The organism is Dyella thailandensis (genome assembly GCF_050749815.1).
Lineage (GTDB): Bacteria > Pseudomonadota > Gammaproteobacteria > Xanthomonadales > Rhodanobacteraceae > Dyella_A.
In genome coordinates, this window is the sequence record NZ_CP192735.1 from 2598709 (window position 1) to 2620959 (window position 22251).

Annotated in this window: 16 protein-coding genes and 1 other RNA gene; 9 read left to right on the forward strand and 8 right to left on the reverse strand. The window is 69.1% G+C overall.

What is annotated here, in order from left to right:
* Positions 1-39 precede the first annotated feature (39 nt).
* The 3 genes from mraZ to rsmI all read right to left on the reverse strand — a co-directional run bounded on the left by mraZ (position 40) and on the right by rsmI (position 2062).
* Positions 40-486, reverse strand: coding sequence for a division/cell wall cluster transcriptional repressor MraZ (mraZ, locus tag ACQVBX_RS12020; protein WP_431634315.1), 447 nt, complete (start codon positions 484-486; stop codon positions 40-42).
* Between the two features lie 290 nt (positions 487-776).
* Positions 777-1139: RNase P RNA component class A (rnpB, locus tag ACQVBX_RS12025), an RNA gene on the reverse strand.
* 95 nt (positions 1140-1234) lie between these two features.
* Complete coding sequence (gene rsmI / locus ACQVBX_RS12030; RefSeq protein WP_431634316.1) at positions 1235-2062, reverse strand: 16S rRNA (cytidine(1402)-2'-O)-methyltransferase; 828 nt, start codon at positions 2060-2062, stop codon at positions 1235-1237.
* 99 nt (positions 2063-2161) lie between these two features.
* Between rsmI and ACQVBX_RS12035 the strand changes: the two genes are divergently transcribed.
* Entirely contained in the window at positions 2162-4009 is a 1848-nt protein-coding gene (locus ACQVBX_RS12035) for a penicillin-binding protein activator (protein WP_431634317.1), read from the forward strand.
* On the forward strand, positions 4009-4365 hold the full coding sequence (locus ACQVBX_RS12040) for a YraN family protein (protein WP_431634318.1): 357 nt from the start codon (positions 4009-4011) through the stop codon (positions 4363-4365). Before ACQVBX_RS12035 ends, ACQVBX_RS12040 begins: the two co-directional genes overlap by 1 nt.
* Before the next feature lie 54 nt (positions 4366-4419).
* Here the strand turns inward: ACQVBX_RS12040 and ACQVBX_RS12045 are convergent, their stop codons facing one another.
* Positions 4420-5034, reverse strand: coding sequence for a homoserine/threonine efflux transporter (locus ACQVBX_RS12045; protein ID WP_431634319.1), 615 nt, complete (start codon positions 5032-5034; stop codon positions 4420-4422).
* A 232-nt stretch (positions 5035-5266) separates the two neighbouring features.
* On the opposite strand from ACQVBX_RS12045, the gene ACQVBX_RS12050 reads away from it, so the two are divergent.
* Positions 5267-6547 (forward strand): nucleoside permease, encoded by a 1281-nt coding sequence (locus ACQVBX_RS12050; RefSeq protein ID WP_431634320.1) that lies wholly within the window; start codon positions 5267-5269, stop codon positions 6545-6547.
* 9 nt (positions 6548-6556) lie between these two features.
* Here ACQVBX_RS12050 and ACQVBX_RS12055 read toward each other — a convergent pair whose 3' ends face one another.
* A complete protein-coding gene (locus ACQVBX_RS12055; RefSeq protein WP_431634321.1) occupies positions 6557-8335 on the reverse strand; it encodes a tetratricopeptide repeat-containing diguanylate cyclase in 1779 nt (592 codons plus the stop codon).
* Positions 8336-8481: 146 nt separating this feature from the next.
* On the opposite strand from ACQVBX_RS12055, the gene ACQVBX_RS12060 reads away from it, so the two are divergent.
* The 5 genes from ACQVBX_RS12060 (at position 8482) to metK (ending at position 15498) form a co-directional block, all read left to right on the forward strand.
* On the forward strand, positions 8482-10599 hold the full coding sequence (locus ACQVBX_RS12060) for a TonB-dependent receptor (RefSeq protein ID WP_431634322.1): 2118 nt from the start codon (positions 8482-8484) through the stop codon (positions 10597-10599).
* A complete protein-coding gene (locus tag ACQVBX_RS12065) occupies positions 10581-11690 on the forward strand; it encodes a PepSY-associated TM helix domain-containing protein (RefSeq protein WP_431634323.1) in 1110 nt (369 codons plus the stop codon). The genes ACQVBX_RS12060 and ACQVBX_RS12065 overlap by 19 nt, the downstream gene beginning before the upstream one ends.
* A 28-nt stretch (positions 11691-11718) precedes the next feature.
* Positions 11719-12717, forward strand: a complete 999-nt coding sequence (dusB, locus tag ACQVBX_RS12070; protein WP_431634324.1) for a tRNA dihydrouridine synthase DusB — start codon at positions 11719-11721, stop codon at positions 12715-12717.
* 92 nt (positions 12718-12809) lie between these two features.
* On the forward strand, positions 12810-14159 hold the full coding sequence (locus ACQVBX_RS12075; RefSeq protein ID WP_431634325.1) for a diguanylate cyclase: 1350 nt from the start codon (positions 12810-12812) through the stop codon (positions 14157-14159).
* A gap of 139 nt (positions 14160-14298) precedes the next feature.
* Positions 14299-15498: a methionine adenosyltransferase gene (gene metK / locus ACQVBX_RS12080; protein ID WP_431634326.1), complete on the forward strand. Its 1200-nt coding sequence runs from the start codon at positions 14299-14301 to the stop codon at positions 15496-15498.
* 110 nt (positions 15499-15608) lie between these two features.
* On the opposite strand, the gene ACQVBX_RS12085 is transcribed toward metK, so the two are convergent.
* Complete coding sequence (locus tag ACQVBX_RS12085; RefSeq protein WP_431634327.1) at positions 15609-18470, reverse strand: protein kinase domain-containing protein; 2862 nt, start codon at positions 18468-18470, stop codon at positions 15609-15611.
* Positions 18471-18527: 57 nt separating this feature from the next.
* Complete coding sequence (locus tag ACQVBX_RS12090) at positions 18528-19130, reverse strand: class I SAM-dependent methyltransferase (protein WP_431634328.1); 603 nt, start codon at positions 19128-19130, stop codon at positions 18528-18530.
* A gap of 100 nt (positions 19131-19230) precedes the next feature.
* On the opposite strand from ACQVBX_RS12090, the gene ACQVBX_RS12095 reads away from it, so the two are divergent.
* Positions 19231-21108: an ATP-binding cassette domain-containing protein gene (locus ACQVBX_RS12095; protein WP_431634329.1), complete on the forward strand. Its 1878-nt coding sequence runs from the start codon at positions 19231-19233 to the stop codon at positions 21106-21108.
* Between the two features lie 22 nt (positions 21109-21130).
* On the opposite strand, the gene ACQVBX_RS12100 is transcribed toward ACQVBX_RS12095, so the two are convergent.
* Positions 21131-22120 (reverse strand): D-alanyl-D-alanine carboxypeptidase family protein, encoded by a 990-nt coding sequence (locus ACQVBX_RS12100; RefSeq protein ID WP_431634330.1) that lies wholly within the window; start codon positions 22118-22120, stop codon positions 21131-21133.
* Positions 22121-22251 lie beyond the last annotated feature (131 nt).

Here is a 22251-nt window from a genome sequence, read left to right on the forward strand (position 1 = left end):
GCTCCCGTCCCGCACTTTGTCGCTGCACCGTCTGAAAACTCAGAGGCGCAGTTCGGCCATGTCACTGGTGATGTCGTCTTCGCCGATGGTCTGGCGGATCTTGGCCAGATGGGCCTGCTCGCTCCACAGCTCGAACTTGTTGCCCATGCCCAGCAGTACCGCCCGCTTCTCGATGCCGGTGGTACCGCGTTGGCTGGATGGCAAAAGGATTCGCGCCGCACTGTCCGGCTCGACCACCGCCGCCGCACCCACCAGCTTCATCTGCATGTTGCGATGGGCCGCCTTCACGCTGGGCAGCGCATTGACCTCGTCCCGCACCCGCTCCCACTCCGCGTACGGAAACAGCCACAGGCAGCCGTGCTCGAAGGGGTTGTAGGTGATCACCAGACGATTGGCGCAGGCGACCGCGACCAGCTCCCGATACATCGTCGGGATGGCCAGCCGGCCCTTGTCATCAACGGTGATGGCGGTTTCGCCCTGGAACACGACGCGATGGCTCCACTAAATCCCACGATTTCACACTGAAACCCACGATAGTCTCGCCCCCTGAGACTGTCAAGGGAATTTCTTTTGTGAATCAAGGAGTAAAGGCAAAGAGGTGACGACAATTCACCCCTTACATGAGGAAGCGGGGCAAGACGCTTGAATGACAGGGTTTTTTGCTTTTCCCGTCACGCTCTCGCGGCGCCCAAAGTCGGCCCTTGCGCATGAACCGGCGTTCATTCGCCTGGCTTTCCACAAAAAACCCCGGGCGGTGACCCGCCCGGGGTGGTGAAAGGTGGAGTCGGCCTGTAAGCCGGGTTCTGTACGCCTTGCGGCGCGACAGTCATTCCTCTCGGCCAGGCGTCGCCGCCTGGCTCCAGCGACCTACCCGGGAACAACGCGGGCCGCGTTATCGTTCCCCTATTTGGTCTTGCTCCGAGTGGGGTTTACCGTGCCGTACGGCGTTGGCCCCGTACGCGGTGCGCTCTTACCGCACCCTTTCACCCTTACCTGTGCCCTTGCGGGCCATCGGCGGTCTGCTCTCTGTTGCACTGGCCGTCGGCTCACGCCGCCCAGGAATTACCTGGCACTCTGCCCTGTGGAGCCCGGACTTTCCTCGATGCACTTGCGTGCGACGCGACTGTCCGGCCGACTCCAGCGACGAGTCTAGTAGGAGCGCACCCGGTGCGCGATGCTTTTTGCCCTGATCTCTTCATTCAAGAGCAAGAGCGTTCGCGCACAGGGTGCGCTCCTACGCTTCGTACAGAAGCTTGCGTGGCGCACCGCTGATCGCCGCGGCCAGCTTTGCCGCCTTCGCCGGCGGCAGCTCCTCGCGCAGGATCGCGAACACCCGCTGCCCTTCGGCCAGCCGCGCATCCACTTCCTCGCCGCGCCCGGCCACCAGCAGCACACACTCGCCGCGCTGCTGGTCGGGATCGGCCGCGACGCGCGCCGCCAGGTCGTCGAGCGGTTCGCCGATCACCGTCTCGAACAGCTTGGTCAGCTCGCGCGCCAGCACCGCCTCGCGATCGCCGCCGAACACATCGCGCATGTCGGCGAGGCTCTCCGCCACGCGATGCGAGGACTCGTAGAAGATCAGCGTTCGCGGATCCCCGGCCAGCTCCTGCAGACGCGCTCGCCGCGCCGCCGACTTGGGTGGAAGAAAGCCCTCGAACACGAAGCGGTCGCTGGGCAGGCCCGCCACCGACAGCGCCGCAATCGCCGCGCAGGCGCCGGGCACGGGCACGCAGCGCACGCCGGCAGCGCGCGCCGCACGCACCAGGCGGAATCCCGGATCGCTGATCAACGGCGTGCCCGCATCGGAGATCAGCGCCACCGATTCGCCGCCGAGCATGCGCTGCACCAGCGCATCGACTGCCTCGCGCTCGTTGTGCTCGTGCAGCGCCACCAGCGGCGTGTCGATGGCGTAGTGCTGCAGCAGCGGCCGACTGTGACGGGTATCTTCGGCAGCGATCACCGCCACCTGGCGCAGTGTCTGCACGGCGCGGGCGGTGAAGTCGTCGCGATGACCGATCGGCGTGGCGACCACCCACAGCGAACCGGGTTGAACACGGGACATCGGGAAATCCTTGCGGCCGCGGCGCGGCGGATTGATCGTCTATCATCGCGCAGTCCGACCCGTTCGATCACGACTCACCTCCACATCAAGGGACTTTCCATGCGCCTGTACCGCGCCGCCGGCCTCGCCCTGCTGATCAGCCTTGCGCTCGCTGCCTGCGTGCCCACGGCCACCAAGCGTTCGCCCGCGGAAATCAGCGCGATGCAGAGTGCCGATGCGCTGCGCCAGCAGGGTCAGTTCGAACAGGCCGCGCAGGCCTATCTCGCCCTGGCGTCCGCCAACGCCGCACACGCCGACAGTTACCGCCTGAATGCCGCCGAGACGTATCGCCAGGAAGGCGAGCTCGATCGCGCCGCCAGCGTGCTGGCCGACGTGCGTCGCGAGCGGCTGACCGATGACGAGCCGGTACGCCTGGATCTGCTGCGCGCCGAGATCGCCCTGCACCACGGCGATCCGCGCGCTGCGCTCGCCCTCACCACCCAGCCGGGTCTGCGCGTGCCGCAGGCGCTGCAGCTGCGCCTGCTGGAACTGCGCGCCCGCGCGCTCGATGCCAGAGGCGACCCGTGGGGCGCCGCGCGCACGCGCGTGCAGATGGACGATGCCTTGAGCGGGCTGGATCGCTCGCAGAACCAGCGCCAGGTGCTCAGCCTGCTCGGCCGCCTGGGCGTGGCCGAGCTGCAGCGGCGGGCCGGCGCGATGACGCACACCGACCGGATGCTGCCGTGGATCAACGAGGCGCTCTCGCAGCAGGGCGTTACCGTCGCCCATCCGCAGCCGGAGTTGAACCAGCCGGTCGGCACGATGCTGCCCGGCGCGGACGCCAACGTGCGCGAGGGCTACCGCATGCCCAGCCAGATCGCCCTGCTGCTGCCGGCCACCCGCGAACTGGCCGGCGCCTCCTCGTCGATCCGGGAAGGCTTCTTCGCCGCGTACGCCGACGCCAGCCGCAACCATGCGCCGCGCGCCGAGCTGCATGTCTACGACAGCGGCGGCAGCGCGGACAGCGCCGTGAAGGCCTATCAACAGGCGGTGCGCGACGGTGCGCAGCTGGTGATCGGCCCACTGACCCGCGCCGAGGTCAGTGCGGTGATCGGCCAGAGCCGGCTGCCGGTGCCGGTACTCGCGCTCAACCATCCCGACGACAAGGCGATGCCTTCGGCCAGCGTCACCGAGTTCGGCCTACTCCCGGAAACCGAGGGCGCGCAGGCGGCCGATCACCTGATCGAGCGTGGCCTGCACACGGCGTACGTGATCATCTCCGCCGACGATTTCGCCCAGCGCGCGGCCGATGCATTCAAGGCCGAGCTGCTCGCTCGCGGCGGCCAGGTGGTCATGCAGCGCAGCCTGCCCACCAGCGGCGTGAACTTCGGCGACACCATCGCCGGCATGAACATCGCCGCAGACAATCCGGACGCGGCGGTTTTCATCAGCATGCGTCCGGAACAGGCGCGCCTGCTGCTGCCGCAGCTGCGCATCCGGCGGATCACCCTGCCGGTGTTCGCCACCTCGCACATCTACGCGGGCAGCGACGATGCCGGCGACGACCGCGACCTGGAAGGCGTCGAGTTCTGCGACGCGCCGTGGCTGTTCGACGCCCAGCCGGGCCTGCCGCCGCACGCGGGCATGGCTGCGCTGCTGCCCGCGGCCACCGGCAGCGCCGCGCGCCTGTTCGCGTTCGGCATGGACGCGTGGAATCTCGCCCCGTACCTGGAATGGCTGCGCGATCATCCCGGCAGCTACCTGCCCGGCGCCACCGGCCAGCTCACCGCCGACCAGTTCGGCCGCGTGCGGCGCGTGCTGGTGTGGGCGAAATTCACCGATGGCGTGGCGCGCCCGCTGACCGGCAGCCTGCAGATGGACGACGCCCCCTCGGCCGCGCCGCCCGCTGACGTACCGGTCAACCCGCTGCCGGCGCCCGCCAGCAGCGCGGGCAGCAACACGCCCTGATGCGCGCGGCCGGTGCGAGCTTCGAGGAGCGCGCCCGGCGCGAGCTCGAACGCCACGGCCTGCGCCTGCTGTCGCAGAACTACACCACCCGCCACGGCGAGCTGGATCTGGTGATGCGTGAAGGCGAGTCCATCGTGTTCGTGGAAGTGCGCCAGCGCGGCGCGCGCGGCCACGGCAGCGCCGCCGACTCGATCACCCGCGGCAAGCGCGACAAGCTGCTGCGCACCGCCTCGCTGTGGCTGGCCGCGCATCCGCAGCACGCGCAGCGCGCCTGCCGCTTCGACGTGGTCAGTTACGACGGCCTCGGCGATGCCGCGCAGATGCACTGGCTGCGTAGCGCCTTCGAGGCCGAGTAGCCGCTGTACACGCGCATCCTGCGATCACCTCCTACCCACAGCACCCACTCGGGCTCAGCCGAGCATCAGCTGCAGCCCGAACAGCACGAACACGCCCCCGGCCAGCGCGTCGATGGTGCGCGCTTTACGCAGATACGCCCGCCGCATCGGCGGCAGCGCGAACAACGCGGACACCAACGCGAACCAGGCCAGCGACTCGACCGTCACCAGCAGCCACAGCTGCCAGCGCGTGGCTGCCGTAACCGCCGGCCCCACCAGCGCGGAGAACACGCTGGCGAAGTACATCACGGCTTTCGGATTGGCCAGATTGGTGAGCAAGCCCGCGCGCAGGCTGCGCCACACGCCGGACGGCAGCGACGGCGCGCTTGCCGAAGTCGCCCCGGCCGGCTGCCACGCCGCGCGCAGCAGCTGGAATCCCATCCACAGCAGGTAGGCGCCGCCAGCGATCGCCACCGTGCGCTGCAGCCAGGCCAGCCGGTGCAGCAACACGTGCAGGCCGAGCAGGGCCAGCGCCGCCCACACAGCTATCCCCAACGCAATGCCCAGCACGCCGGCCAGCGCCTGCGTGCGCGGACGGCTGGCCGCCGTCTGCGAGACGAACAGGAAGTCCGGTCCCGGGCTGGCCAGCGCCAGCAGGTGCACCAGGGCGATCGTGAGGAACAGCGGCATGAGGCGAAACCGGTGCGATGGGCCGCGCAGTGTAGACCGCCGCGCGCGGCCCGCAGCGCAGCTTGCCCCGCGCGTGCCCGCTCCTCTACGCTGCCACGCGCCTGATAACCGCTCGCGCGGGTCGGCTCCCGGGGAACGCCCTCACGTCACGATCCGGTCGAACGGCGCTTGCCGCGTTCGACGCGGCGTGCGCCAGCAGCGCCCCTTTCCATACACCGCACGAAGAGCCCCGATGAGTATCAAGTTCCGCCTGGTAGTGATGAATTTCCTGCAGTACTTCGTCTGGGGGGCGTGGCTGATCACCATCGGCGCGTACTGGTTCCAGAACCGTCACTGGGGCGGCGCGCAGTTCGGCGCGATCTTCTCCACCATGGGCATCGCCTCGCTGTTCATGCCCTCGCTGATGGGCGTGGTGGCGGACAAGTGGATCAACGCCGAGAAGCTCTACGGCCTGCTGCACATCCTCGGCGCCATCGTGCTGTGCATCGTGCCGATGATCGACCGGCCCGGCGTGCTGTTCTGGGTGATGCTGGTGAACATGTGCTGCTACATGCCCACCATCGCGCTGTCGTACGCGGTGGCCTACAACGCGCTCAAGCGTGACGGGCTGGATGTGGTGACCACTTTTCCGCCGATCCGCGTGTGGGGCACGGTGGGTTTCATCGCCGCGCTGTGGACGGTGAGCCTGCTGCACCTGGAGACCACCTCCGGCCAGTTCTACGTCGCCGCCGGCGCGGCGCTGGTGCTGGGTCTGTACGCATTCGCCCTGCCGCCGTGCCCGCCCAAGCTCGATCGCCTCGCCGCCGTCACCGCCCGTCGCTCGCTGCTGGACACGCTGGGACTGACCTCGTTCAAGCTGTTCAAGAACACCAAGATGGCGATCTTCTTCATCTTCGCGATGCTGCTGGGCGCGGCGCTGCAGCTGACCAATGCCTATGGCGACACCTTCCTGCACGACTTCGCCAGCAACCCCGCATACCAGGGGCTGATCGCGGTGAAATACCCGGCGATCATCATGTCGATCTCGCAGGTGTCCGAAACGCTGTTCATCCTGGCGATCCCGTTCTTCCTCAAGCGCTTCGGCATCAAGACGGTGATGTTCATCTCGATGGCGGCATGGGCGCTGCGCTTCGGCCTGTTCGCCTACGGCAATCCCGGCCCGGGGCTGTGGATGATCGTCCTGTCGTGCATCGTCTACGGCATGGCGTTCGACTTCTTCAATATCTCGGGCTCCTTGTTCGTGGAGTCGCAGAGCGACCCGGCGATCCGCGCCAGCGCGCAGGGCCTGTTCATGATGATGACGAACGGCATCGGCGCTGTACTCGGCAGCTCGATCTCCGGCGTGGTGATCGAGGCGTTCTTCACCGCGCCCGACGGCACCAAGGACTGGCACGGCATCTGGATCAGCTTCGCGCTGTACGCTGCAGTGGTCGCGGTGTTGTTCCTGCTGCTGTTCCGCCACCGGCACGTGCGCGGCGAGGGGCTGGGCGGCAGCGCCAGCCTGGCGCACTGAGCGGACGGGTCAACCCACCAGCGTGCTGGCGACCACGCGGTCGCGGCCAAACGATTTGGCCGAGTAGAGCGCCGCGTCGGCGGCGCGCATCCAGCCATCCAGATCGCGATGGCGTGCCGCTTCGAACAGCGCCACGCCGATGCTTACCGTGATGTGCCCCGCACCGGCTTCGGCGGGTAGTGGCAGGGCCGCGACGCCGGCGCGCAGACTTTCGGCCAGGCGCATGCCGGCGTCGGCGCCCAACGTCGGGCACAGCACCGCAAATTCCTCGCCACCGATGCGCGAGACCTGGCCCTGCGGGCCAACCGTCTCGCGCAGGAACGCCGACACCTCCACCAGCACGCGATCGCCCTGCGGATGGCCGGCGCCGTCATTGATGCGCTTGAAGTGGTCGAAGTCGATCAGCATCAGCACGTGCGCCGGGACGCCCGCTGGCGGCCGATGCGCCACCAGCGCCGAGGCCTGTTCGAGGAACGCGCGGCGGTTGTCCACCCCGGTCAGCGGATCGCGCAGGGCCTGCTCGCGCAAGGCCGCGGCATGCCGCCGTTGGTTGCTCAGCAGCAGATACAGCAGCAGCGCGACCACCAGCATCGCGGCGGTCACCAGCCAGCTCATCCGGCCAGACAGTTCCTGTCGACGCTGCGCCTCGTCGCGACGTGCCGTCTCGGCCTGGGCGGCCTTCAGCGCGAGATCCTTCAGGCGGTTCTCGCGCTCCAGCTCGCGGATCCGCAACTCGCGCTCGCGCTCGGCGTAGCGCGCTTCCAACGTCGCCTCGGCCGTGCGCGAAGCAGGCGTGCGGCGCGCCGAGATCAGCCGGATCACTTCGCGCGCGTCGGCCAGTGCCTGCCGGTAGTGCTTGGCCTGCTCGGCCATTTCGCTGCGCGTCTGCAGCAGGTCGGGCAACAGGCCGTCCTTGCCGGCACGGCGCGCATCCTCGACGGTGCGGCTGATGCGGCGCAGCGCTTGCTCCGGCTGGCCCAGCGCCGCGTAGGTGCGGGCGATGTTGGCGCGAGAGAGCAGCGCGTCGGTGACGCGGCCACTGGCCTCCTCCTGCGACAGCGACTCCTGCGACAGCGCGAGCGCTGCAGCCGGCCGGCCGCGCTGCAGTTCCACCCGCGCCAGGTTGTCACCGACCGAGGCGGCCCAGGCTTCCGCGCCGAGAGCGCTGAAGCGCTGGCGCGAGCGCTGGTACATCGCCACGGCGTCGTCGATCCGCTGCTGGCTGGCGTAGTTGATGCCGAGATCGTTCTCGGCCTCGGCCACGCCCCACGAATCGGCCAGCCGCCGATAGGCGGTTTCGGCGCGCAGGCACACCGGCACGGCGCCTTCGGCGTTCTCGTCCATGGTGTAGGCATCGCAGAGCTGGAACGTGGCCCAGGCGGCCAGCGCGTCGTCGTGGGTGTCCTGCACCTGCGCCGCGGCGCGCAGGGCCTCGGCCAGCCCGCCCTGTCCGCCCGACTCGAGCAGGTGGCGCGCCCGCAGGAAACCGGCCGCGGCCGCGGCGGCCGCGTCATGATGGGCATGGGACAGGCTGTCCAGCCGCAGCGTCGCCTCGGCCAGCGCGGCGTCATCGCCGATGTTGATGCCGGCCGTGCCCATCCACCACAGCGCTTCGCGCTCCTGCGCGGGGTCCAGCGCCTCGTCGCGATCCAGCCGTTGGCGCACCCGCTGGATCACCGCCTGCGGCTCGGTGAGTACCCGATCGTGCTCGGCGTAACGCGGCGGTACCTGGTCGGCCCACGCCAGCGGCGCGAGCAGCAACCCGGCAGCCCATACCCAGCCTCGCATCGCCCGCCCCTGTGTGTTCGCCCCTGGCGGCATCATTCTGCGCCGGCGCGCCCACGGCAAGCGCTCCGCCAGGATCGAACCCCTCGATTGTTGTAGTTGCGAATCGTTCTCGTTAAGATTCTCTGGATTTCGTCTGGAGTTGCCGCATGTCTGCTGTCCGCCCCGTTGCCTTGGCCGTCCTGTGCGCGCTGGCTGTCCCGTCCCACGCCGCCGACGCCCCGCAGACGGTGCAATTGCAGCGCGTCGAGGTGTCCGAAAGCACGCTGCGCATGCCGCGCAGCCAGGGTGCGCTGCCGATGACGATCACCGTGATCGACCAGCAAGAGCTGCGCCAGCAACTGGCCCTGACGCCGGACCTGTCGCAGGCGATCGGCGCCCTGCTGCCCTCCTTCTCGCCCGCCACCCAGAAACTGTCCAGCCGCGGCGAAACCCTGCGGGGGCGCAGTCCGCTGTACATGATCGACGGCGTGCCGCAGTCCAGCCCGCTGCGCAACGGTTCGCGCGATGCGTACACGATCGATCCGGCGATGATCGAGCGCATCGAGATCGTCGAGGGTTCCAACGCTCTGCAGGGGCTTGGCGCCGCCGGCGGCATCATCAACATCATCACCCGGCGCGCCCCGGACAAGGACGGCATCACCCAGCGCGTGGCGCTGGATGCCAGCGCCCCGACGCGCGGCACCGACGGCCTCGGCTACGGCGGCTCGTACGTGCTGGGGGCGCGGCAGGGGGCATTCGACGCGGTGGTGGGCGTGTCCGCGCGCGAGCGCGGCATGTACTCAGACGCGCACGGCCGGTTGATCGGCGTGGACGGTACCCAGGGCGACCTGATGGATTCGTCCAGCCACGACCTGTTCGCCAAGCTCGGCTACGACTTTGCCGGCGAACGGCGGCTGCAGCTCACGGTGAACCGCTTCCAGCTGCAGGGCAACGGCGATTACACCGCGGTGCCGGGCGACATGACGGCGGGCCTGCCCACCACCTCGATCCGCCAGCCGCAGCCCGGCGATGCCCCGCGTAATCGGGTGCTCACCACCAGCCTGGATTACCGCGACCCGCACCTGGCCGGCGGCGAGCTGCGCGCGCAGCTGTACTACCAGGCCAACCGCGAACTGTTCGGCGGCGGCACCTTCGGCACCTTTCAGGATCCCGCCTACGGCAGCACCATCTTCGACCAGTCGCAGAACGTGTCGCTCAAGCGCGGCGCGCGGTTGTCGTGGTCGCGCAGCGGACTGTTCGACGACCACCTGAACCTGCTGGCCGGCGTGGACGGCTACCGCGACACCACCCATCAAGAACTGGTGCAGACCGGCCGCAACTGGGTGCCGGACAGCACCTACACCGGATGGGCGCCGTTCCTCCAGGCCGAACTCTGGGTGTTGCCCTCGCTGTCGCTGAATGGCGGCTTGCGCCAGGAGCATGGCTGGCTGGACGTGCCGACCTTCCGCACCCTCGCCTTCTACAACGGCGTAACCGTGCAGGGCGGCTCCACCCGCTTCAGCAAGACGCTGCCGAACCTCGGCGCGGTCTGGTACCTCAACGATCGGCTGAACCTGTTCGCCAGCTATGCCGAGGGCTACACCCTGCCGGACGTGGGCCGCGTGCTGCGCGCGATCAGCGTGCCGGGCCAGAACGTGGCCGACTTCCTCGACCTCAAGCCGGTGGTGTCGGATAACCGCGAGGCGGGCGCCGAGTACGCCGACGGCGGCTTCACCACCCGGCTCAGCCACTACACCTCCACCTCCCGGCTGGGCTCGGTGCTGGTGTTCGACGCTGCCAACCAGGTCTACAACGTGGCACGCCAGCGCATCGAGATCAGCGGATGGGAAGCGCGCGCCGGGTGGAAGCCGCTTGCCGGCACGCAGCTGACAATGAGCTACGCGATCAACCACGGCCGCTCCGACCGCAACGGCGACGGCCGCGTCGACTCCGATCTGGACGGCGCCAACATCGCGCCAAACCGCCTCAACCTGAGCTGGACCCAGCAATGGAGCGGCGACTGGTCGAGCTACCTGCAGGTGTCGCGCCTGGCCGGTCGCGATTTCGCAACGCTGGGCCAGCGCAGCGGGCACTTCGATGGCTACACCACGGCCGATGCCTACCTGCGCTGGAACGCCGGCCGCGCCGGCGAATGGACCCTGGGCGTGCAGAACCTGGCCAACCGCCAGTACATCAACTACGTGTCGCAGACCGTGGGCGACGACGAGAGCTACTTTGCCGGCCGCGGCCGCACGGTGTCGCTGGGATGGCAGCAGACGTTCTGAACGTGATCGCCGCTCGTCCCCAACGCGCCGGCCTCAAGCTCTGGCTGAAGCGCCTGCATCTGTGGCTGGGCCTGAGCGCCGGCCTGGTGTTCGCGCTGATCGCGCTCAGCGGCAGCGTGCTCGCCCTGCAGGAGCCACTGCTGCGCCTGGCGCATCCGGCACTGACCGGCCATGTGCCGCCTTCGCCCGCGCAGCAGGCGCGGGTGCTGGCACGCATCGCGCACGAGTGGGCGCCATGCGGCCTGCGCGCGGCGGACCTTCCCGACGCCGCGCTGCCGGTGTGGCAGCTGTACTTCGACAACGGCACGCGGCGCTACCTCGACCCGGCCAGCGGCGAGCTGCTGCTGACGCGCGACGCCTCGCGCGATGCTCTGCTGATCCTGCGCAACTGGCACACCCATCTGCTCGCCGGCCGCACCGGCGAAAACCTGCTCGGCGTACTCGGCTGGATCGCGCTGGGCCTGCTCTTGTCCGGCCTCGTCCTGTGGTGGCCGGCGCGCGGGCGGCTGCGCGCGCACCTGCGTCCGTATGCCCAGCCCCCCGTGCGTCGCTGGCTCACCTGGCACCGCTCGCTGGGCGCGCTCACCCTGCCGCTGCTGTTGCTGGTGACCCTCACCGGCACGCTGATGGTCTATCACGGCGCCACCCGGCGTGGACTGGAGGCGGCCTTTGGCCGTGGCACAGTCGCGGCGCCGCCGAGCCCGGTGGCGCGGCGCGATGCACCCGTGCCGTGGGCGGCCCTGCTCGCCGCCGCCCAATCGGCGCTGCCACACGCGGCGCTGTCGCGCATCAGCTTCGGCCAGGCCGACGACGCCACCGTCGTCGTTCGGGCACATGCCCCGGGCGAATGGAACGCCACCGGCCGCAGCATGATCTGGCTCGATCCGTATACGCCGCGAGTGCTGGCCGTGCGCGACGCCAGCGCCGGCGACACCGCGGCCCGCATCGACGGCATGATCTATCCGCTGCATGCAGGCACGGTCGGCGGCTGGGCGTACCGCGGCGTGGTGATCGCCTGCGGCGTGCTGCCGGCCTTCTTCGTCACCACCGGGTTCCTGTTCTGGCGCGCGCGCACACGTCGCCGGCGCTGAGCCGGCAGGCAACAGGTAAACTGGGCGGATGCAGATTGGCCCTTACCGCATCGATCCGCCCGTGGTGCTCGCCCCCATGGCGGGTGTCACCGACAAGCCGTTCCGCCTGCTGTGCAAGCGGCTGGGCGCGGGTCTGGCCGTGTCGGAAATGACCACGGCGGACCCCACGCTGTGGCACACCCGCAAGTCGCTGCGGCGTATGGATCACGCCGGCGAACCGGAACCGGTGAGCGTGCAGATCGCCGGCTACGACCCGGCGATGCTGGCCGAGGCGGCGCGTTTCAACGTCGCCAACGGCGCGCAGATCATCGACATCAACATGGGCTGCCCGGCCAAGAAGGTGTGCAACGTGTGGTCCGGCTCGGCCCTGCTGCAGGACGAGCCGCTGGTGGCGCGCATCTGCCGGGCGGTGGTCGAGGCGGTCGAGGTGCCGGTGACGCTGAAGATCCGAACCGGCTGGGATCGCGACCACAAGAATGCACTTTCCATCGCGCGCATCGCCGAAGACAGCGGCATCGCCGCGCTGTCGGTGCACGGGCGCACGCGGGCGGACAAGTACGAGGGCGAGGCCGAATACGACACCATCGCCGCGGTAAAGGCGAGCATCGGCATCCCGGTGCTGGCCAACGGCGACATCACCACGCCGGAACGGGCCAGGCACGTGCTCGACGTCACCGGCGCGGACGCCGTGATGATCGGCCGCGGCGCGCAGGGGCGGCCGTGGATCTTTCGCGAGATCGCCCACTACCTCGCCACCGGCGAGAAGCTGCCCGAGCCGACGCCGGCCGAGGTCGCCGCCATCCTGCTCGGTCACCTCGAACACCTGCACACGTTCTACGGCGAGCTGGCCGGCGTGCGCATCGCGCGCAAGCACCTGGGCTGGTACGCCAAGGATCGTCCGGAGAACGCCGCGTTCCGTCAGGTGGTGAACCGCGCCGAGACGGCGCACGAGCAACTGGCGCTTACCGAGCGCTACTTCGCAGCGCTGGCCGCCGGCGAGTTCGCAAGTTTCAGCGTCGCGGCCTGAGCGCGCGCCGCACCGACGCGACGCGATCGCGCCCGTAGGCACTGCTTGCCGCGGACGCGTACGATAACCCGTCCCACGAATCGTCCGGCCCTATGGAATCGAGTTCCAGCACGCGTACCCAGCAGCAGGCGATCGAGCAGCTCGAACGCAGCGAGGCACGCTGGTTGCGCCTGGACGCCCTGCTGCGCCGGCTGGTGACGCGGCTCACCTACGCCGCCGATGGCCGCGCCGCCACGCTGGACGCGAGCCTGGGCAATATTCGCCGGCAGGTACGCGACGCGGTCGACGAGCCCGGTCTCGAGGCGCTGCTTTCGGACCTTGGCGAGGCGATCAAGGCGCTGGACGAGCCGGCCCCGGCAGCCCCCAGCGCGACGGCGCCGCCGCCGCATCCGTTCACCGAAGCGCTCTCCACCGGACAGGTGCTGCTGGCCCTGGTCGACCGGCTGCGCCTGGACGACGACGCGGTCGAGCGGCTGAACGCCCTGCGCGACACCATCCAGGGCTGCGCCGATGCCGCCACGCTGGCGGTGCAGGCCGAGGCCGTGGCCGCGCTGGTGAACCGCCACTGCCATCGCATCGGCGAAGCGCGCGCCGCCGCCGAGCGGCTGCTCAAGCACGTCACCGAACAACTGGAAGAGCTGGCCGTCTACCTCGCGCGCGAGGACATGTCCCATCGTGACGGCGAGAGCGCCCGCGACCAGCTCGATCACGAGGTACTCGGCGAGATCCGCGCGCTCACCGAGCAGGTCGCGCAGGCGCAGGACCTAAGCGAGCTGCAGGTCGAGGTGCAGCAGCGCCTGGGCGCGATCAGCGGGCATTTGAAGACGTTTCGCCAGCGCGAGGCCGCGCGCGAACGCGAGTGGCAGGCGCGTACCGAGCAGATGGGCCAGCGCATCCGCGAGCTGGAACGATCGGCGCAGGCGATGGAAGCCACGCTGCGCCACGAGCAGGCGCTGGCCTCCACCGACCCGCTCACCGGTGTGGCCAACCGTCTGGTGTTCGAGCAGCACATGGCCGATGCCTGCCTGCGCATCGCGCAGGGCGGCGGCGAGACCAGTCTGCTGGTGCTCGATATCGACCGCTTCAAGGAGATCAACGACAGCTTCGGCCACGCCGCCGGCGACCGCGCGCTGCGCATCGTCGCCGAGCAGCTGCGCGCCGGGCTGCGCTCGGACGACCTGCTGGCACGCTACGGCGGCGAGGAGTTCGTGGTGGTGCTGTCGGGCATGGGCGCGGAAGCGGCCATGCGCGTGGCCGAATCGCTGCGCAAGCGGATCGAGAGCCTGGGCTTCCACGGTCAGCAGCGACCGGTGCGCATCACCCTTTCGTGCGGCGTCACCGTACTGCGCGGCGACGATTCGCCCGACAGCGCCTTCGAGCGGGCGGACGGCGCGCTGTATCGCGCCAAGCGCGGCGGGCGCAACCGCTGCGAGTTGATCTGAGCGAGGCAGCGTGCGGCCGTCCAGACGGCTGAACGGATGGACGCCCGCGCACCGGGCCTGCCTGCAAAGCCGGAGCGGCCGTTGTATGATGCGCGACCCGTTTCTATCTCTTCATCCGAAAGGAAGGATATAACCCACGATGAGCAGCCATCTCTTCACCTCCGAGTCGGTCTCCGAAGGCCACCCGGACAAGGTCGCCGACCAGATTTCCGATGCCGTCCTCGACGCGATCCTCGCGCAGGATCCGCGCGCGCGCGTCGCCTGCGAGACCCTGGTGAAGACCGGCGTGGCCATCGTGGCCGGCGAAGTCACCACCAGCGCGTGGATCGACCTGGAGGCGCTGACCCGCAAGGTCATCGTCGACATCGGCTACAACTCCTCCGAGGTCGGCTTCGACGGCGAGACCTGCGGCGTGCTCAACCTGATCGGCAAGCAGTCGCCGGACATCAACCAGGGCGTGGACCGCAAGAAGCCCGAGGAACAGGGCGCCGGCGACCAGGGCCTGATGTTCGGCTACGCCACCAACGAGACCAAGGATTTCATGCCGGCGGCGATCTACTACTCGCACCGCCTGGTCGAGCAGCAGGCGAAGGTCCGCAAGAAGAAGAACTCGCCGCTGCCGTGGCTGCGTCCGGACGCCAAGAGCCAGGTCACCCTGCGCTACGAGAACGGCGTGGCCACCGCCATCGACGCCGTGGTGCTGTCGACCCAGCACGACCCGGGCATCAAGCAGAAGGACCTGATCGAGGCGGTGCGCGAGCACATCCTCAAGCCGGTGCTGCCGGCCAAGCTGCTGCACAAGAGCACCAAGTACCACATCAACCCGACCGGCAAGTTCGTCATCGGCGGGCCGGTGGGTGACTGCGGCCTCACCGGTCGCAAGATCATCGTCGACACCTACGGCGGCTGGGCCCGTCACGGCGGCGGCGCGTTTTCCGGCAAGGATCCGTCCAAGGTCGACCGCTCGGCCGCCTACGCCGCGCGCTACGTGGCCAAGAACATCGTGGCTGCCGGCATCGCCGACCGCTGCGAGGTGCAGGTGAGCTACGCCATCGGCGTGGCCGAGCCGACCTCGATCTCGGTCACCACGTTTGGCACCGGCAAGATCAGCGACGACAAGATCGAGAAGCTGATCCGCAAGCACTTCGACCTGCGTCCGTACGGCATCATCAAGATGCTCGACCTGATCCACCCGATGTACCAGCAGACCGCCAGCTACGGCCACTTCGGCCGCACGCCGTACGAGGTGAAGGCCGCCGACGGCAGCACCTACACCGCGTTCTCCTGGGAAAAGACCGACAAGGCCGACGCGCTGCGCGCCGACGCCAAGTTGAAGTGACGCGCCGGCGGCCAACGCCGCCGTGACGTTGACAGAAGCACCGGAACGGGCCGCTCATGCGGCCCGTTCCGTTTTGCGCAGCCCTGCGGTCGAACGATCCGCGCGGCGATTCAGGGCGTCAGCGGCGCCTTCCCCGTGCGCAGCACCTCCAGCGCGGAGCGGCGTACATCCTTCAGGCTGGCGTTGAGGGTGGCCGGGTCCTTCGCCACGAGGGGATCGAGGTAGCGCTGGCGCACCGCCAGCGCCGCGGGCGCATCGTGCAGCTGATCGAGCACTTCGTAGAGGCGCCAGGCGGTCTCCAGGGTGAGCGAGTCGTCTGGACCCAGCACCTTGTCGCGGCCGGCCAGGGCCTTTTCGTAGGGCGCGCGGGCCTGTGCCCAATGGCCGGCGTCTACTTCGATGTCGCCAAGCAGGCCGTAGGTGGCGAACACGATCGGATGCTCGGGGCCGAGCACGCGCTGCTGCCCGGCCAAGGTAAGCCGCGCCTCGCGTACGGCCTCGGCGTACTGGCCGTCGTAGCTGAGCAGGTTGGCCAGGCTGCCGTGCGCCATCAGCGTTTCGGGGTGGTCTTCGCCCAATTGCCGCTGGTGGGCGGCGAGAATCTGGCGCTCCAGCGCGATCGCCTGAACCATGAAACCGTGACGCGCCGCGTCGTCGACCCCGTCGGCATTGCCGCGCTTGGAAAGCAGGCGCACCTGCAGCGTCATCGAGGCGATCGTGTCGGGATGCTCCGGCCCCAGCACGCGCCGGCGTGCGTCAATCAGGCGCTGCAGGTCGGCGCCCGCCCGGTCGAAGGCGGGGCCGTCCTGCGCCAGGTAAACCTCGTCCATCGCCACCATGTACTGCGCGCGCAGCGTGTCCGGGTGATCCGCGCCCAGGCGCCTCAGGCGGATCGCAGCCACCTCGCGTGCGAGCGCCAGCGACTGCTCATAGTTGTGCCGGTAATGCTGCAGCTGGGCGAGCGTGACCATGGCATCGAGGGTCTCGCGGGCCTCGTTGCCGAAGGTGGTGCGATCGAGCGCCACCAGCGGCTTGGCCTGGGCCAGCGCCTCATCGCGTCGGCCCATACCGATCAGGGTGGTGATCAGGTCGCGGCGCAGCCGCAGCAGTTCCGGGTCGGTAGCCGGCAGCCGCTGTGCCAGCGCGTCGTACAGCGTCTTCTGCAGCTTCTCCGCCTCGGGCAGATGCCCTTGCGCCACCAGCACGCGCGCCTGTCCGGCCTCGGCCTGGGTGCGCAGTGGGTCGGTGAACGGCCGCGCGGAAGCAGCGCTCAACGCGCTCGCGTACAGCGCCGCCGCGGCCGGCGTGTCGCCCTGGCGCAAGCGCACGCCGGCCAGGTCGATGCGCGTGCCCAGCAGCGCGGTGGCGTCATCGGGCGCCAGTTGCTGGCGCGTGGCGAGCACCTTGCCCAGCTCGGTCGCTGCGTGGGCGTAGCTGCCGATCCCCACCAGCACGCGCGCCAGCGACTGGCGCAGGTCGGCGGCTAGCAGCGGGGCGTCGGCGAAATCGTGGTCGAGGCGATCCAGCGCGTGGGTCACCACAAAGGTGTCCAGCGCATGCCGCGCGAGGTCGGTGGAACCGGTCGCCGGCGCGCTTCCCGCGCTGCGCTGCGCGCGGTCGATGGCATGCCCCATCGCGTCGATGTCCACGCTGTCGAGCGTGGTCTGCTGGAAATCCACGATGCGTTCGAGCTGGTGTTGGCGCTGTTCGGCAAGCCGCTGGGCCGCCCGCGTCTCGCGCAGGGAGAACAGCGTGCTGAGCAGCCCCGCCCCGATCGCCAGCACGAAGGCCGCGCCGGCGGCGAGCGGCCAGCGGTTGCGCCGCACGTAGCGGCGCACCCGGTACCACTGGCGCCCGCGCCGTGCCTGCACCGGGCGGCACTCCAGAAAACGCTGCAGATCGTCTGCGAGCGCGGTGACGCTGGAGTAGCGCTCGTCCGCCTGCCGCCGCAGCGCCTTGAGCACGATGGCGTCCAGATCGCGCGGCACCGCTCGGCCGCGCAGCGCCGGCTGCGCGCCCTCCTCGCGCGCCAGTCGCGCGGCCCGACTCGGCGGCACGAGGTCGCCGGTGACGATGGCGTTGGAGAGCAGGTGCGGGGTGACCAGATGCTGGTAGGGCCGGCGGCCGGCGACGAGTTGATAGAGCACCACGCCGAGCGAATAGACGTCCGCCGCGGTGGTCAGCGGCAGCCGCTCGATCTGCTCGGGGCTGGCGTAGGCCAGCGTCATCGCGTGGGCAGCGGTGGCGGTGGCCAGCAGGTCGGCCTGGTCGTCGAGGATGCGCGCGATGCCGAAGTCCAGCAGCTTCGGCGTGCCGTCCTCGGTCACCAGGATGTTCGCCGGCTTGATGTCGCGATGGATGATCAGGTTGCGATGCGCGTACTCCACCGCGGCGCAGACCTTGAGGAACAGGGTGATGCGTGCGGTGAGGTCGAGCGCATGACGGTCGCACCAGGCGTCGATCCGCTCGCCCTGCACGTACTCCATCGCCAAAAACGGCTTGCCGTCTGCGAGCACGCCCCCGTCGAGCAGACGCGCGATGCCGGGGTGTTCCAGGCGCGCCAGCAGCTTGCGTTCCTGGCTGAAGCGCTCGGTGAGGATCGGCGAGCCTTCGGCGGCGGCGGTGAGCAGCTTCAGCGCCACCTGCTGGGTGAAGTCGCCGTCGCAGCGCTCGGCCAGGTACACCGTACCCATGCCGCCCTCGCCGAGATGGCGCAGAAGGCGATAGTGGCGCGGCCCGGTGGCCTGCGCGTCGTGCCCGCTGAGATCCGGCGAGATCGCCGAGAGCACGGGCAAGGTGGCGGTGTGGGTCGCGTCCAGCGCGCGCAGCATCCAACGCAGTTCGCGCTCCAGCGCTTCGTCGCCCGCGCATGCCTGGACGATGAACTCGTCACGTGCGGCGGCCGGCAGCTCGGCCGCTTCCAGCGCGAGGCGCTTGGCCTCCACGTAACGATCGGTCAGTGCCCCCTTCATCGCCCTTCCCCCCGAAAAGGTCTGCTGCCTCGACCGCGCATCGGCGCGGCGGGTATGTCAATCCGGCTTGCGCGCCACCAGGTCGATCAAGGCCGACATGCCATGGTGCCCGTTGCCCTCGTGAATCGCTGCGTCGTACGCGGCCAGGTGCTCGATCGTCAACTCGGCGAACGCCTCGCGCAGCATCGCCTCGGTATACAGGTTCGCCACTTCCGACGGGCCACCCGTGCCATAGCCGAGCTGCTCCGGGCGATAGCCCTCCAGCAGCAATACACCCCCGGGCTTAAGCGCCGCCACCATGCCGGCGAACAGCCGCGTGCGCAGGGCTGGATCGGCGAACTGGATGAAGATCGCGGCGATCACGTCGAAGCGCTCGCGGCCGAAGTCCCAGTTCGACAGGTCGGCCAGCTCCCAGGCCATGGAAACGTTGCGTTCGGCGGCGAGGCGGCGGCTCTTGGCCAGACCCACGTCGGAAGCATCCACCGCCAGCACGTCCAGCCCCTGCTCGGCCAGCCACACGCCGTTGCGACCCTCGCCGTCGGCCACCGCCAGCGCCTTGCCGTGCTGCGGCAGGCGGGCGCGCTGGGCCACGAGAAAGGCGTTCGGCGCGGTGCCGAACAGGAATTCCTCGCCTGCGTAGCGTTCGTTCCAGCGATTCATGCCGACTCCAGGTGAACAGCCGCCGAAGTCTAGACCAGCGCGCCCCGCGCCGCATGTCAGGGCCCAGCGGAACACCGTGCCCGCCCCGTACAATGGGCGGATGTCTCTTATCCAATTGCAGCGCGTCGACTTCTCGATCGGCGGCCCCCTCCTGCTCGAACACGTCGATCTGTCGATCGAACGCAATGAGCGCGTGTGCATCGTCGGTCGCAACGGCGAAGGCAAATCCACCCTGATGAAGCTGATCGCCGGCGAGCTGCAGGCCGACGATGGCGAGGTCCGCGTGCAGAACGGCGTGGTGATCGCGCGCATGGCGCAGGAGGTGCCGCAGGGCACCGAAGGCACCGTGTTCGACGTGGTTTCCGACGGCCTGGGCGACCTCGGCCACCTGCTGGCGCGCTACCACCACCTGATCGCCGAGGGCGATTTCGACGCGCTGGGCGACGTGCAGCACGCCATCGAGGCGCAGAACGGTTGGGATCTGGATCGCCGCGTCACCGAGGTGATCACCAAGCTGGAGCTGCCGGCCGACACCGACTTCAACGCGCTCTCCGGTGGCATGAAGCGTCGAGTGCTGCTGGCCCAGGCGCTGGTGCGCAAGCCCGACGTGCTGCTGCTGGACGAGCCGACCAACCATCTGGATATCGAGGCGATCGGCTGGCTGGAGAACTTCCTCAAGCAGTTCGACGGCAGCATCCTGTTCATCACCCACGACCGCAGCTTCCTGCGCGCGCTGGCCACCCGCATCGTGGAGATCGACCGCGGCGCGCTCACCGACTGGCCCGGCGACTACGACAACTACCTGCGCCGCCGCGAGGAGCGCCTGCACGCCGAGGCCCAGGCCAACGCGCTGTTCGACAAGAAGCTGGCGCAGGAAGAGGTGTGGATCCGCCAGGGCATCAAGGCGCGGCGCACCCGCAACGAGGGCCGCGTGCGCGCGCTCAAGGCGCTGCGCGCCGAACGCGCCGAGCGGCGTAATTTGAGCGGCAACGTGAAGATGACCGCGGCCAACGCACAGGCCTCGGGCAAAAAGGTGATCGAGCTCGAGCACGTGCACCAGGCCTACGACGGCCGCGTGCTGATCGACGACCTCTCCACCACCATCCTGCGCGGCGACCGTATCGGCATCATCGGCCCCAACGGCGCCGGCAAGAGCACGCTCTTGAAGATCATGCTGGGCGAGCTCAAGCCCCAGCGCGGCACGGCGGAGCTGGGCACCGGCATCCAGATCGCCTACTTCGACCAGCACCGCCTGCAGCTCAACGACTCGCTCAACGCGCTGGACAACGTGGCCGAAGGGCGCGAGTTCATCGAGTTGAACGGCAGCCGCAAGCACATCATCGGCTACCTGCAGGATTTCCTGTTCGCGCCCGAGCGCGCCCGCGCGCCGATCACCCGGCTATCCGGCGGCGAGCGCAACCGTCTGCTGCTGGCCAAGCTGTTCGCACAGCCGTCGAACCTGTTGGTGATGGACGAACCCACCAACGACCTCGACGTCGAGACGCTGGAACTGCTGGAAGAACTGCTCACCGACTACCAGGGCACACTGCTGCTGGTGTCGCATGACCGTGCGTTCCTCGACAACGTGGTCTCCAGCACGCTGGTGCTGGAAGGTAACGGCCAGATCGGCGAATACGTGGGCGGCTATACCGACTGGCTGCGCCAGCGCCCGACCGCCGCGGCAGCCGTCGCCGCAGCGGCCGCCAAGCCGGGCCTCACCCGCACCGATCCACCGGTGGCCGCGCCTGCGCCTGCCCCGAAGCGCAAGCTCAGCTTCAAGGATCAGCGCGAACTGGAACTCCTGCCCAAGCGCATCGAGGAGCTGGAGGCGAACATCGCCGCCCGCGGCGAAGCGATGACCGATCCGGCCTTTTTCAAGCAAGACAGCGCCGCCATCACGGCGGCGAATGACGCCGTGGCGAAGCTGCAGGCCGAGCTGGAAGCGGCGTACGCGCGCTGGGCCGAACTGGACGGTTGAGCCAGGTCGGGAAACCGCCCGCCTAGTGTGGGCGTTTCAGCGATGTGCCGGCGGCGTGGCGAAGCGGACGGGCTGCCGGTGCGGGATCGGCCTCGGCGGTGCCGATCGGCGACAACGCATTGAGCACGCGCCGCGTGGTGCTCGCGGCATGCGTATGCCGGCTCGGCGAACGATCGGCAATCATGGTGGGCAGGCTGGCGCGGCTGGCAAAGCCCGCATCCAGCAGCTGCGCCATGCGCTGGTCGCGCGAGCGCCAGGTGTCCCCGCCCAGCACCACGCCGAACAGGCGATGCCCGTCGCGCACCGCGGTGGAGGCCAGGTTGTAGCCCGCGGCATGGGTGTAGCCGGTCTTCAGACCGTCCATGCCCTTGTAGCTTTCCAGCAGGTGGTTGTGGCCCTTGACCAGACGACCGCGAAAACGGAACTCGGTGGTGGCGAAGTAGTGCGAGCGGTTCGGGAAGTCCCGGTACAGCGCCATCGCTAGGCGACTCATGTCGCGCGCCGTGGTGGTCTCGTAACCGCCGGGCAGGCCCGAAGCGTTGGCAAAATGGGTCTGGCCCATGCCCAGCAGGATCGCCTGCGCGTTCATCGCCTCGACGAAGCGGGCTTCCGACCCACCGAGTTTCTCCGCCATCACGGTGGCCGCGTCATTCGCGGACTTGGTGATCATGCCCAGAATGCAGTCGCGCACCGTGATCGATTGGCCGCGACGCAGGCCGAGCTTGGTCGGCTCCATCGACGCCGCATGGGCGGACACCAGGATCTTTTCGTCCAGCGTGAGACGACGGTCTCGCAGTGCCTGAAAGGCCAGGTAGAGCGTCATCATCTTGGTCAGCGACGCCGGCGCGTGCGCGTCATCGGCGTGGCTTTCACTGAGCGTGAGGCCGGTGGTTCCGTCGACAATCACCGAGGTCTGCTCGGCATGGGCGACACCGGTCGCGACGGTGAGCAGCAGGGCCAGGACGGCGACGCGGCCAGGCCAGCGACGAGGGGATTGCAAAGACTGGGACATAAAGACAGCACTTGTTGGCTGCCCCGCACCCTAACGTGAGCGGCAGCACAATTCCAGAGATTTCTGGTGAGAATGAAAACTCAAGTGGTTGTTTAACATGGGGATAACCCGCCGGCTTTTTGAAGCCTGCT

Excerpts from the sequence above, each read along its gene's own strand:
- ACQVBX_RS12090 (WP_431634328.1), bottom strand. The coding sequence starts at position 19,130 with ATGAATCGCTGGAACGAACGCTACGCAGGCGAGGAATTCCTGTTCGGC.
- dusB (WP_431634324.1), top strand. The coding sequence starts at position 11,719 with ATGCAGATTGGCCCTTACCGCATCGATCCGCCCGTGGTGCTCGCCCCC.
- rsmI (WP_431634316.1), bottom strand. The coding sequence starts at position 2,062 with ATGTCCCGTGTTCAACCCGGTTCGCTGTGGGTGGTCGCCACGCCGATC.
- ACQVBX_RS12100 (WP_431634330.1), bottom strand. The coding sequence starts at position 22,120 with ATGTCCCAGTCTTTGCAATCCCCTCGTCGCTGGCCTGGCCGCGTCGCC.
- ACQVBX_RS12050 (WP_431634320.1), top strand. The coding sequence starts at position 5,267 with ATGAGTATCAAGTTCCGCCTGGTAGTGATGAATTTCCTGCAGTACTTC.
- ACQVBX_RS12040 (WP_431634318.1), top strand. The coding sequence starts at position 4,009 with ATGCGCGCGGCCGGTGCGAGCTTCGAGGAGCGCGCCCGGCGCGAGCTC.
- ACQVBX_RS12095 (WP_431634329.1), top strand. The coding sequence starts at position 19,231 with ATGTCTCTTATCCAATTGCAGCGCGTCGACTTCTCGATCGGCGGCCCC.
- ACQVBX_RS12055 (WP_431634321.1), bottom strand. The coding sequence starts at position 8,335 with ATGCGAGGCTGGGTATGGGCTGCCGGGTTGCTGCTCGCGCCGCTGGCG.
- ACQVBX_RS12045 (WP_431634319.1), bottom strand. The coding sequence starts at position 5,034 with ATGCCGCTGTTCCTCACGATCGCCCTGGTGCACCTGCTGGCGCTGGCC.
- ACQVBX_RS12035 (WP_431634317.1), top strand. The coding sequence starts at position 2,162 with ATGCGCCTGTACCGCGCCGCCGGCCTCGCCCTGCTGATCAGCCTTGCG.
- ACQVBX_RS12065 (WP_431634323.1), top strand. The coding sequence starts at position 10,581 with ATGGCAGCAGACGTTCTGAACGTGATCGCCGCTCGTCCCCAACGCGCC.
- ACQVBX_RS12085 (WP_431634327.1), bottom strand. The coding sequence starts at position 18,470 with ATGAAGGGGGCACTGACCGATCGTTACGTGGAGGCCAAGCGCCTCGCG.
- ACQVBX_RS12060 (WP_431634322.1), top strand. The coding sequence starts at position 8,482 with ATGTCTGCTGTCCGCCCCGTTGCCTTGGCCGTCCTGTGCGCGCTGGCT.
- ACQVBX_RS12075 (WP_431634325.1), top strand. The coding sequence starts at position 12,810 with ATGGAATCGAGTTCCAGCACGCGTACCCAGCAGCAGGCGATCGAGCAG.
- metK (WP_431634326.1), top strand. The coding sequence starts at position 14,299 with ATGAGCAGCCATCTCTTCACCTCCGAGTCGGTCTCCGAAGGCCACCCG.